An 11,788-nucleotide genomic window follows, 5' to 3' on the forward strand; every position below is an offset into this window, starting at 1 on the left:
TCCGAACTCAGTAGTGAAACGCTTCAGCGCCGATGGTAGTGTGGGGCTTCCCCATGTGAGAGTAGGACACCGCCAGGCTTTAATTATCGAAAAGCCCTCAGCTAACGCTGGGGGCTTTTTTTATGCCTGTCATTTGGTAGCTAATAATGCTAATCATGCCCTCGTATCAGACAAGAGTTTGATCTCATCTCGACGACTTACTGGTTATTTCTCAAGGGTGTAAAAGATGTCACCACCTTGGGCGCTGGCACTGGTCATGCTCTCGATGAGCAGCCGTTCTGTAAGCTGGTAGCGGATAAGAAAGGTATTGGTAGTATCCAGTAAACCGATGCCATATTTGACGTACAATTTAGGCGAAAGGTATTTGCCGATATAGAAAGAAGTTTCGCGTGTCGCTGAATCAGAGTCCAGGCCGAACTCATCAAAACCAAAGGTTTCCTGCACGGACTTGCCTAGCGCCTCGGTACCTTTGGCTCCCAACATAAGCAACGCCTGAAGTTCCAAATCGCTTGAGCTTGTTCTGGCTGTCGCCGATTGCATACTTCTCCCGACCAGGAGGTAGGATAGGATCTCGGTGTCAGGCATTGCCGGAGTTGAAAATAAACGGAAATCAGGCTGCACCAGCGTGCCTCCGACCTGCGCTCCGACGCTTACGTTTCGTGCTGTCGCACCACTATTAATATCCCGTTTCACCCGGAGGTTCAGACCGGGATTGCTGATATCCCCACCATTATAGATGAACGAACCTCGATCGATGACGAGTTCCTGACCATATAAAGTATAAATACCCTCGGTTACGTTGATACTGCCCACCGCAGTAATTGGACGCTGCGGTTGCTCCATCAGTTCCAGGCTGCCCGCAAGTTTGCCTTCGAAACCATAGGCATTAACGCTGACCTTGTCGCTAAGGTTTACTCGCACCGCAGCTTGCACTCGAATTCCACCGTTATTACTCGCTGCAGTAGAAACGCGTTCACCATTTCGGGTGACGACTACATCAGCTGAGCGGCCTACCGCGTTATCAAATTCAGGCGCGGTAATTTGCGCATAGGGCACATCCACCGTGCCAGTGATATCAATCAGCTGGTCTTTAAAATGGATTTTAAGATCAGGGCTGATATCGACAGTTGCTGTCGGCAATTGCAGGGCTCTAAAGTTTCGCCCCTCAATGGCTAAATAAGCCTCTTGCTCCAGTGGAATGGCAACACCTTCCAGCAAGATCCAGCCTTCAGAACCCGACTTCGCCTGACCTAATATTTCAAGTTCACCCTGAGTCTCTGGATTATCGATTAAAGCGAGGCGTACCTGATTGAAGACCAGATTGGTCTGCGCAAAACCAACAGTTTCCGCGTAGACCTCCATGTCTCCCTGAAGCTGTGGCCTTGTCAGTGTGCCGCCAAGCGATAACGATGCCGTGGCCTTGCCTCCCTCATAGCGTAGGCCAGGAATAACCCAGTCAAGCATGGCCAAGTCATCTAACTGGAATAATAAAGAGCCTTCCACGTTCTGTTCATTATAAAGATCAGAAATCATGAAGTCGCCGATTAAGCCGCCTTGCTCATCACTCAAGGTACCTGTCAGGTTTGCCTCGATAGCGTCAGCATCACCGCTGGCATCAATCTCCCAACTCTCGAGTGCAGTACTTGTTTCCTGATCTAATGCGAAGAACACCGTGTCTTTGCTTATCAGTGAAGCATTGATACTGATCAGCTTAAAGTTCTCACGCGCTAATTCAGCTTGTGCGTTAAGGGCAACATGCCCCGCAACCCTTTGTGCGACGTCCTGATCACGGAGCCGATTAATAAGCCGTAAGGATAGCTGCTCGCCAGTAACCTGAACGGAAAAGCTGTCCGGTGCTGAGCCTAATTCGCTGCAGATAGTCCCTAAATCCCCCTTATCATGCTGAAGGCAAAGCGATTCTGACTCTAACATCCAAAGCCCGTCTTGTTGGCTAAGCTGAAAGCTGGATGACGCATTGGTTGACCAGCTACTGGTGCTTTCGGTATCGACGGATAATCGCTTAACCAAGAGGTCGAATTCATTTAGCTGGTCGTTAGCAGCCAGTGCAAACTCGAGTTCAAGCCCTCTTAATTCCTGGCTTGCCGCTGGCATGCCAGGAAGCTGCTGTAAAGAATTTAGACTCAGCTCACCTGACACTTGATTGGGGCCGGCAGTCGTACCGTTGAGCTGCAATCGCGACTCACCAAGTTGCAGTACCAGTTGCTCAGCGCTTATCACATCGTTGGTTAGCCGCAATCCGCCTGACAGGTCGATGGCAGTAGATTGTGCTTCGTTCCTTAGCGTTGCAACTCCCTCAGCGATGTCAACGCGAACGGCTAACTCAGGTTTCCACCGGACTTCTGCTGCGGCAGTCAGGTTAAGATCATCGCCGGATACCTTCATGGTTTCTAGCGCGAGATGCTCAAGACTACCTGAGCCAATGGTCGTTAACTCGCTACTGAATTGGCGCACAGGCAGCTCTGCTTCCTGAATACGATAGAGAAGCTGGTTGGTGGCAGAAAATTCATAATCAACCGGAGAGCCCTTGACGCTCAAATTCCCATTGGTAATGGTGAGTACATTTTGCTCGAGATTACTAAGCAGTGGTTGTAAAGAAAGGGCCTGATAGCTCAGGTCCACGTTAAACACACTCTTTATATAATCGCTGGAAAAGTTATTGTGTTGCCATTGGCCGTTTAGAGTTAACTCGCCGCTATCAGGGCCTATATCCGTAAGTCTAAGGTTATCCACCTCGATGGTGCTAGTGCTGATGTCAAGCTTACTCGACAGTTGGCTACCCGGATTAATAAACTGATGCAGCTGGGGCGAAGCATCCTCGATCAGGCCACCGACTACTCGTATGGGAAGCTTATTCAGGCGCAGCTGGGCGGACCAATTCAAATCCCTAAGAGGCTCAGATACTGTCGCACTGATATGCTGAGTTGGGGTGTTTTCAGCCTGAAACTGACTCACAATTTGTAGCGGTTCACCGTCAAGTGCACCCTTGACGTTTAGCGAGCCGGAAATACTGTCGATAGCAAGCTTCTCGCCGGCAAAAGTATCCTGCTTAAACTTCCACTGGTACCCGGCATCGATAGAAAGGGGATAATCCTCTGCGGTAGTTAATGCGGCTGAGCCACGCACAAAAGATTCGCCCCGGGCAATCTCTAGCTCTCGGATAGTCAGCTCGCCGCTCAACCAGCGCACTTGGGCGTTGAGTTGGCTGACTAACAGTTGCGGCGCGTTGGCGTTGGAAGCAATTAGCCAGGCTTTATCCAGAGCTAACCGGTTGACTTTGACGCTAATAGGGAAGCGTAAATCGGGTAATACAAGCGGTGCAGAAGTAGCTGTTGCTGCCGAGGGCTTTTGGCTGATGCGGAGTTCACCTAGCTGCAACTCATCGATGATAAGCTGTTGATCAAGCAAGGACAGTGGCGTCCAGCTTACATCGATGGATTCTATTTCCAGAAGCATGCCGTCGTTCTCAAGACGGACGCCCCGGAGCGTTAAATTATCAAGCAGGCGACCTTCAAATTGTTCGTAGCTTACCTCGGTAGCGGTTTCTCCAAGCACATAATTAAGGGCCAGTTTGGTGGTCCACTGCGAGCCGGGTGTGGTGCCTACAAGAATAAGCACGCCAGCCGGCACAATAACAAAGAGTGCAACAATGGTAATTGCCAGACCTTTCAGCCACTTCATAAATCAGGTCCTATGGTTAAATGCAAACGCCAGGGGCGCCCCGGTTCGTCTATCGCTTGTGCGATATCCAGGCGAACCGGACCAATAGGTGATAGCCAGCGGCCGCCAATGCCGATGGTCTGACGCCAGGGCATCGACCATTCCATGCCCGTATTACCAAAGTCGGAGAACAGTGCGATTCTCCACTTAGGTGCAACCAGGTAGTCCACTTCTGCGCTGGCCACGCCAAGATACTGGCCCCCGGTGATAACGCCCTCAGCATTGGCCGGGCCTAATTGCTGATAGGCGTAGCCACGGACGCTATGATCGCCACCGGCAAAGAACCGTAATGAGGGTGACAGTCGCTCGAAGTCCGATGTTGCAATGGCTCCAACTTCTCCGCGAGCTAAAAATCGCCATTTCTCATTAAAGGAGTACACCGCTTTTCCACTAAGTGTCAGGGAGAGGAAGGTTGCATCTGAAAGTACAGCGTTACTGGCTCCCTGGAGCCGAGCGCTGACGCGATAGCCTTGATCCACCAGATTGCGATTGTCGGCATCGGTTTCAGAGGAAACCAGGCTGAACTCAGCGCTGGGAACTAAAAAGTTCGAAGTTTGCCGTTCACCAGTACCAAAGCGGAAATCTTCCCGTTGATAGCCAAGCTCGAAGGTACGTTGCCAATTGTCGTAGTGACGGTTATCACGGACACTCGCGCGGTAAAGTGTGGAGTCGATATCTTCGTACCTTTTATCAAGAATCTCACCGGTAATACTGTACTGATCGCGGGCCGGATTCTCACCGGGAATAATGTAATCCACGAAGCCGGTATTCTGTACTTCCGAGAGTCGAACAATGCTATTCAAGCGGTGGCCCCGGTCATTCACCCAACGTCGGTTGAAGCCAAGTGTGAGCCGCGCGCCCGTGTCGGTACCGTAACCGGGGCCTATTTGATATTGATCACGCTTATTCGGGGTAACCCTGACCGAGATCGGGACTTGCTCGTCGGTAGCTTCGTTCCAGAGCGGGGCGACTTCAACATTCTCAAAATAATCAGAGCCAGCCAGAGCAACCTGCAGATCCAGTAAATCACGAGTATGGAAGCTATCGCCTTCGGAAAACTGAAAGTAGCGCATTAAGAAATCGCTGTTGAGATGGTTACAGCAAATGGACACATCGCCAAAACGATAACGTGGGCCGCTGTCAAAATGTAAGGTGATGATTGCGCTTTTCTCGTTAAGCTCGACCTTTAGGGTTTGCTCGGTAAAGCGTGCGTCATAATAACCACGTTCGGCGGCGGCGCTGCGTAATAAACTTTTACTGCGCTCGTACTGACTGTGCTGCAACACCTCACCTTCGGTAATCGGGAGCTCATTGCGAACACGTTGAAAAGCGGGGTCTTGCGCTGCGGCGCCGCTGAGCTCGAAATCAATCTCACCGATCACCGTGGGGGGCCCTAGTACAATAGAATAACGTACATAAGTTTGTTCTGGCCCGGTGGTGATGTCGTGGTTGACCTCAGAGTGATAATAACCGAAGGGCTCTAAAGCTTGACGGATAGAGGTATCGCCGCGGCGGGCAAGGTAACGCAACCGGAATGATGCCGGTGTTTGCTTACCGTTAAACTGAAGCAACTCGAGATAGCTGCGAACGTTGTTCGCAAGCTCTCCCTCAACGCCTTCAAAGGTCACCTTTAAAGTCGTTGAGTCTCGTTGTGACTGCTGAGCGGCTAAAGGTTGCCAGACCCAGCAACTGGCCAATACAACCAGCAGCCAGCCCAATCGGCCTATCGTCATCCTTTCCCACCTTAATCCATGTTTAAAACTAATATTAGTTCGAGTATATCAAAGCAATCCAGATAAATCGGTGAAAAAAACCGCAAGCGGTTAGTAAAGTTAGATAAAAGACTTGCCAGCCTGCAAGTGGACAGTATAATTCGGGGTCTGTATTGCAGGGGTGTAGTTCCAATTGGTAGAACAGCGGTCTCCAAAACCGACGGTTGGGGGTTCGAATCCCTCCACCCCTGCCACTTCCAAGTTTGTCCGAAATTGATTAAGCTGGTCTTCATGAACGAAGCATCCACATCATCATCAGAAGCAGATTTTCCACTCTGGACAAAAGCTCAGTGTGAAGCTCTGGCGGCATTAAATATTCCTGTTTGGCAGCCCAAAGCAGCACCCGCTGTTGCAGATAAGAACAGTTCTTCCTATTTCTATAAGCTCAAAAACTGGTTACTGATATCAACCGAGCCTCTTCCCGTGCAGCTTCCTACTTGGCTGCAGGACGTTTTCCGGACGCTCGCACCCACTGTTGAACAACGCCCAACAGAAGTCTCGGCATCGACAGTCGAGCATAGTGCGGATCTGTTGCAGCTGAATCTTCCAGAGACCCTGAATGCGGAATTAAGCGCCACCCAAAAGCGTGACTTATGGACCCGTATTTCGGCCCTTCATGATTAAACCGCTCACTTGCTATCAACCTGAACTCTTCACAATCGAGCAGCTAAGTCACGTGCATCCCTGGACAGAGTCTATGCTGCGCGATAGCTTCACTGAGAATTATGAGGTTTATGGGTGGTTCGATGGGGAAGAATGCTTAAGAGGCTTTTATATTCTGCAGAGGGTTCATGACGAAATCACCTTGATGGACATCGCGGTGCATCCTGATGCTCAGGGACAGGGCATTGGTGGCCGACTGATTCAGCATCTGCAGACGCTAGTATCCAATAGACAGGCAATACTCTGGTTAGAGGTTCGTGCGTCGAATCAAACCGCGCTGGGGTTGTATGCACGAAGCGGATTCACCATTGCAGGACGGCGAAAAAATTACTACCCACTTAACGGTGGTCGCGAGGATGCCATTCTTATGAACTGGCAATCTGGAGCGTGACCGCCGTTAGTAATCCGGACAGAACTTGGTCTTAAGTAATTGCATGAATTTCAATGTGTCCTGGTCTTTTATAGAGTAATAAATGGTTTGCGCCTCTTTACGAAACTTAACCAGTTCTTGCTGACGCAACACAGCCAGGTGTTGGGAAAACGCCGACGCACTTAACGGGAAATGACGGTTGAGCTCACCAACACTTTGCTCGCCACTGGCAAGGTGGCAAAGAATTTGAAGTCGGTGTTCATTGGCAATGGAACGTAAAAAGGTAGCGGCATTTTGCGCTTCATCTTGTTGCATTTCTTCAATGGTTTGCGTTGTCATTAATGCGTCCTGTTTCCTATTTCGCAAGCTCTCGCTCAGTTTTTAAATCAAAAAGCTTACGTAAAGCAATACTTGCAGGGCAAAAACCTGTAAATGATTGTTGAAACAGGTTAGCGCCGATAAATACGGTCAACCAAACAAAATTTGGGTGAACCCATACAGTTAAAGCGACCGATAAGAGTATCATAAAGCCGGCGAAAGCTGTTAATGCACGTTCAACGCTCATAGGGAATCCTTTTAAGAATAATCTAATTTAGGTTGATCTAAAATATATATCGGCCGCTGCGATTTGTCCACTTTTCTGTGCGCTATGGCAGATTACACTCCTTTGCTGGTGGCGTCTCGACTTGGCTTAAAGGGGGCAAAAGAGTAAGCTATCCTGCCATAGAACAAGAATGCAACAGTATGACTAAGCAAACCGAACAGGTCGAAGTACTTCGACAACATGCAAAGCAAGCCAGTGAAAAGGCTTACGCTCCTTACAGTAACTTTCCCGTGGGCGCTGCTATTATGATGCGTAATGGTGATGTCATCCGCGGCTGTAATGTAGAGAACGTCTCCTATGGTTTATCCAACTGTGCTGAGCGTACAGCGATCTTCAGTGCCCTTGCTCAGGGTTATCAAGCCTCCGACATGAAAACTGTGGTGATCTACACTCCTGGCGAGAAAGCTTATGCGCCTTGTGGAGCCTGTCGCCAGGTGCTAGCAGAGTTCCTGAGTGGCGATACGCAGGTCTCGTCGACAAGTGAACGGCAATTCCGGCAGTGGCGCGTTGCTGATCTGCTGCCAGAGGCGTTTGAATTTGACAGTGGTGCTTATCGGAACAAAGTTTGATGATTGATTTAACAACAGCAGCCAAAATGGCAATCCAACTCATGGATTTAACCTCTTTAAATCTTCAGGACACCCCTGAGGATATTCGTAAGCTGTGCGAAAGCGCAAAGACGCCTTATGGAAGTCCGGCCGCACTTTGCGTTTATCCAGAACACGTGGTCTGGGCCAGGTATCAGTGTCAGCAGCTAGGCTTAAAGACCGTAAAAATTGCTACAGTGACCAATTTCCCCGGGGGGTATGATGCAGCCGAACGAGCCGCGGATGAGACCGAGCGAGCTGTGTTTGCCGGTGCTGACGAAGTCGATGTGGTGTTTCCTTATCAGCAGTATCTTGCGGGTAACGAAAAGCTTGCCCGCGAGTTAATCCAGAGCTGTAAAGCGCGCTGTGGCCAGCGGGCTACTTTAAAGGTGATCCTTGAAACCGGTGTATTGCAGCAACCCAGTGTCATTCGCTCGGCCAGTCTGCTGGCCATCGAAGCCGGCGCTGATTTTATAAAAACGTCCACTGGCAAAGTTGCCGTCAACGCCACTCTGGAAGCTGCGCGTGAAATGTTAACGGCCATCGCCGACACCGGTGGGCATTGCGGATTTAAAGCCGCAGGAGGGGTGCGCACCGCGGCCGACGCGCAAAGTTATTTGCAGCTCGCAGAGGACATTGTCGGGCGTGATTTCCTCGCGCCTGCCACCTTCAGATTTGGTGCCAGTGGACTACTGGTGAACCTGCAGTCTATGCTTGATGGTACTACGTCGAGCAATCAATCAGGGACGAGTTATTAATGTTTTTACCGCAAGAAATTATTCGCAAGAAGCGCGATGGCATTGCCCTTAGTCAGGCGGAAATTGAGTTTTTCGTACGTGGCTTAACCGACCTGTCGATTTCCGAAAGCCAAATCTCGGCGTTTGCCATGGCGGTTTTTTTTCAGGGCATGAGCATGGCAGAGCGGGTGTTCTTAACCACCGCGATGCGCGACTCCGGTCAGGTTCTGCAATGGCAGGACGCAGGCCTTAACGGACCGGTACTGGACAAGCATTCTACTGGCGGTGTCGGCGATGTCGTCAGTTTGATGCTGGGACCTATTATCGCCGCATGCGGTGGTTATGTGCCAATGATCTCAGGTCGCGGCCTGGGGCACACTGGCGGTACTTTGGATAAAATGAGTGCGATCCCAAATTACCAGGCATTGCCATGTGATCAAAAATTCCGGGAGGTGGTGCAAGAGGTGGGCGTAGCGATCATTGGCCAGACCGGTAGCCTGGCTCCAGCGGATAAGCGCTTTTATGCGACCCGTGATGTCACAGCCACCGTAGAGTCGATACCTTTGATCACGGCCTCTATTTTGTCGAAAAAACTTGCCGCCGGGCTTGATGGACTGGTGCTCGATGTCAAAGCTGGCAACGGTGCAATTATGCCCACCGTAAGTGCGGCGCAGGAGCTGGCAAACAGTTTGGTGCAAGTGTCGCAGGGCGCGGGTCTGGCCACCAGTGCCCTGATCACCGATATGAATCAGGTCCTTTCTCACTCAGCAGGTAATGCTGTTGAAGTACGGGAAGCCATTCGCTACTTAACAGGCGATCTACGTGCGCCCCAGCTGCACCAGGTAACGGTTGCTCTTGCCGCTGAAATGCTTCTATTAGGCGGCCTTGAACAAACCACAGTGGCTGCAGAAAAAAAAGTCGAGACGGTACTCGCCAATGGCGCTGCCGCAGAGAAATTTGCACAAATGGTGTCTGCATTGGGCGGGCCGCATGACATGCTTGAAAATTACCAGACTCACCTGCCTTTAGCGGCAGTATCAGCACCGGTCTATGCGACCCCTGAACAACGTGCTGCGGGCAATATTGTCAGCCATATTGATACTCGTCAGGTCGGTATGGCGGTCGTCGCACTCGGTGGTGGACGCCGTCGCAGCGAAGATGAACTCGATTATAGTGTGGGCCTGGATGAGGTTATCGGACTCGGGACAGAGGTCGATGAGCAGACCCCGTTGGCAAGAATTTACGCAGCTGATCAGAATAGCTGGGAAGAGGCTGCAGAGACCGTCCGTGAGGCCTTCACTTTTGCAGATAAAGTTAAGCAGTTGCCGCCAGCAGTATATGAACGCATAGGAGACTCGTGAGATGACGCGTGCAGTGGTGATGGTTCTTGATTCGTTTGGTGTCGGCGCGGCAGATGATGCAGAGAAATTTAACGATGAAGGTGCCGACACCTTTGGTCACATCGCTGAGCTTTGTGCAGCAGGTGCTGCTGAAGAAGGACGCAGTGGGCCTCTCCACGTTCCCAATTTAGTTCGCCTGGGACTGGCCGAAGTTAGTCACGGAGCAACCGGGCGCTACCCGGATGGCATCGAGCCCGATGCTAATTGCCTGGGCCGCCACGGCTGGGCACAGGAGCTCTCGTCTGGCAAAGATACACCATCAGGGCATTGGGAGATGGCCGGCGTTCCAGTGCTGTTTGACTGGGGCTACTTTGTCGAAAAACAGGACTCATTCCCGCAAGATCTGCTTCAGCGTATGGTCAGCAACATGGAGTTACCCGGTTATCTTGGTAACTGTCATGCCTCAGGAACGGAAATTATTAAAGAGTTGGGTGCTGAACATTGCGTTTCTGGCAAACCTATCGTCTATACCTCAGCGGACTCCGTATTTCAGATCGCCTGTCATGAAGAGACCTTTGGCTTAGAGCGACTGTACCGCTTGTGTGAGTGTGTGCGCGAGTTACTCGAACCCTATAACATTGGCCGGGTCATCGCTCGCCCCTTTGCCGGTAATGCTGAGCAAGGCTTCTTCCGCACAGCGAATCGCCGTGATTATGCCGTTCCGCCGCCTGCACCGACGGTTCTCGACAAGCTAAAAGATGCGGGCGGACAGGTGATCAGTATTGGCAAAATAGCGGATATTTTCGCGCAGCAGGGCATCACTGAAGCACACAAAGCTGATGGTTTAGAAGCGCTGGTTGCCAAGACCATTGAAGTACTCGGCAGCGCGCCGCAACGTAGCCTTATTTTCACTAACCTGGTCGACTTTGACACCCTTTATGGCCATCGCCGTGATGTCGCTGGCTACGCCCGGGCCCTGGAGACCTTTGATGCACTGTTGCCGAAGATTCTGGCGGCACTGGACGAAGATGATGTGCTGATCCTGACTGCGGACCATGGTTGTGACCCAACCTGGCACGGAACCGAGCATACCCGTGAGTTTGTTCCGGTGCTCATCTACGGTAAGAACTTACCTGCTGTTAATTTAGGCAAACGAGAAACCTTTGCTGACATAGGTCAAAGTATTGCTGAGCTGCTCGAGCTTGACGCTATGGATTATGGTACTTCTATGCTTCCCCATAAATTCTGAGGCAAGGACGAACATTTTGACAACCCCTCATATCAGTGCCCCGAGCGATGCTTTTGCTGCGACCTGTCTATTACCTGGCGATCCTTTGCGGGCCAAGTTCATCGCCGAAACCTTTCTTGAAGACGTCACCTGCGTTACCAGTGTCAGGAATATGTTAGGGTTTACCGGACACTATAAGGGACAGCCCATTTCAGTTATGGGTACCGGCATGGGGATGCCATCTTGTGTGCTATACAGTACTGAGTTGATGGAGTCTTTCGGGGTGAAGCGGCTGGTTCGGGTCGGTAGTTGTGGCGCGATTCATGAGTCGTTGAAACTGAATGATGTCATTGTCGCCCATAGTGCCAGTACCGACTCAAACATGAATCGCAGGCAGTTTGCCGGAATGGACTACAGCTCGGCAGCGTCACCAAGGTTACTGCAAAAGCTCCTTAACTATGTCGATACTCAGGCATTACCTGTTGCGGTAGGCTCAGTTTTTTCGACGGACCATTTTTATGGCTCTGCACCTGAGCAACTAAAGACGCTGCAGCAGATGGGAATTCTTGCTGTTGAGATGGAGTCAGCGGGATTATATGCTGCGGCAGCTCGTCATCGGGCTCAGGCGTTAACCGTACTGACTGTCTCGGATAACCTCATCCATCAGACCCAGCTCACGCCACAAGAACGTGAGGCTGGTTTCTCGACAATGATTGAAATTACTTTAAATGCGCTGGTGGGCTGACCCA

The 11,788-nt window shown here is 51.0% G+C and carries 11 protein-coding genes, 1 tRNA gene and 1 rRNA gene; 9 read left to right on the top strand and 4 right to left on the bottom strand.

The features are described from left to right. Window positions 1-78 (top strand): 5S ribosomal RNA (gene rrf, locus J6J34_RS12535); the annotation flags it as partial. Between the two features lie 126 nt (window positions 79-204). Here the strand turns inward: rrf and J6J34_RS11810 are convergent. After that, window positions 205-3,699 carry a translocation/assembly module TamB domain-containing protein gene (locus tag J6J34_RS11810; RefSeq protein WP_301899082.1) on the bottom strand — a complete coding sequence of 1,165 codons (3,495 nt, stop codon included), beginning with the start codon at window positions 3,697-3,699 and terminating at the stop codon, window positions 205-207. Next, window positions 3,696-5,471, bottom strand: coding sequence for an autotransporter assembly complex protein TamA (locus tag J6J34_RS11815; protein WP_301775110.1), 1,776 nt, complete (start codon window positions 5,469-5,471; stop codon window positions 3,696-3,698). Before J6J34_RS11815 ends, J6J34_RS11810 begins: the two co-directional genes overlap by 4 nt. A gap of 156 nt (window positions 5,472-5,627) precedes the next feature. Here J6J34_RS11815 and J6J34_RS11820 point away from each other — a divergent pair. From J6J34_RS11820 to rimI, 3 genes are all read left to right on the top strand, one after another. Next, window positions 5,628-5,704 (top strand) — tRNA-Trp (locus tag J6J34_RS11820). A 37-nt stretch (window positions 5,705-5,741) separates the two neighbouring features. Beyond that, on the top strand, window positions 5,742-6,134 hold the full coding sequence (locus tag J6J34_RS11825; protein WP_301722214.1) for a hypothetical protein: 393 nt from the start codon (window positions 5,742-5,744) through the stop codon (window positions 6,132-6,134). Beyond that, the gene (gene rimI, locus J6J34_RS11830) at window positions 6,127-6,564 is read left to right on the top strand and encodes a ribosomal protein S18-alanine N-acetyltransferase (RefSeq protein WP_301899083.1); all 438 of its coding nucleotides are present in this window, start codon (window positions 6,127-6,129) and stop codon (window positions 6,562-6,564) included. The genes J6J34_RS11825 and rimI overlap by 8 nt, the downstream gene beginning before the upstream one ends. Before the next feature lie 6 nt (window positions 6,565-6,570). Here the strand turns inward: rimI and J6J34_RS11835 are convergent, their stop codons facing one another. Both J6J34_RS11835 and J6J34_RS11840 read right to left on the bottom strand, forming a co-directional pair. Then, window positions 6,571-6,882 carry an ArsR/SmtB family transcription factor gene (locus J6J34_RS11835; RefSeq protein ID WP_301722212.1) on the bottom strand — a complete coding sequence of 104 codons (312 nt, stop codon included), beginning with the start codon at window positions 6,880-6,882 and terminating at the stop codon, window positions 6,571-6,573. 16 nt (window positions 6,883-6,898) lie between these two features. After that, a complete protein-coding gene (locus tag J6J34_RS11840; protein WP_301722211.1) occupies window positions 6,899-7,108 on the bottom strand; it encodes a YgaP family membrane protein in 210 nt (69 codons plus the stop codon). Window positions 7,109-7,287: 179 nt separating this feature from the next. On the opposite strand from J6J34_RS11840, the gene J6J34_RS11845 reads away from it, so the two are divergent. From J6J34_RS11845 to deoD, 5 genes are read left to right on the top strand one after another with little or no spacing between them, the layout of a single operon-like run. After that, window positions 7,288-7,716, top strand: a complete 429-nt coding sequence (locus J6J34_RS11845) for a cytidine deaminase (protein ID WP_301899084.1) — start codon at window positions 7,288-7,290, stop codon at window positions 7,714-7,716. Continuing rightward, a complete protein-coding gene (deoC, locus tag J6J34_RS11850) occupies window positions 7,716-8,492 on the top strand; it encodes a deoxyribose-phosphate aldolase (RefSeq protein ID WP_301899085.1) in 777 nt (258 codons plus the stop codon). The genes J6J34_RS11845 and deoC overlap by 1 nt, the downstream gene beginning before the upstream one ends. After that, window positions 8,492-9,832 (top strand): thymidine phosphorylase, encoded by a 1,341-nt coding sequence (deoA, locus tag J6J34_RS11855; RefSeq protein WP_301899086.1) that lies wholly within the window; start codon window positions 8,492-8,494, stop codon window positions 9,830-9,832. The genes deoC and deoA overlap by 1 nt, the downstream gene beginning before the upstream one ends. Before the next feature lies 1 nt (window position 9,833). After that, window positions 9,834-11,060 (top strand): phosphopentomutase, encoded by a 1,227-nt coding sequence (locus J6J34_RS11860; RefSeq protein WP_301722206.1) that lies wholly within the window; start codon window positions 9,834-9,836, stop codon window positions 11,058-11,060. A gap of 16 nt (window positions 11,061-11,076) precedes the next feature. Next, window positions 11,077-11,784, top strand: coding sequence for a purine-nucleoside phosphorylase (gene deoD / locus J6J34_RS11865; RefSeq protein ID WP_301722205.1), 708 nt, complete (start codon window positions 11,077-11,079; stop codon window positions 11,782-11,784). Window positions 11,785-11,788 lie beyond the last annotated feature (4 nt).

The sequence above is a fragment of the Pseudidiomarina terrestris genome (assembly GCF_030466405.1).
In the GTDB taxonomy this organism is placed as follows: domain Bacteria; phylum Pseudomonadota; class Gammaproteobacteria; order Enterobacterales; family Alteromonadaceae; genus Pseudidiomarina; species Pseudidiomarina terrestris.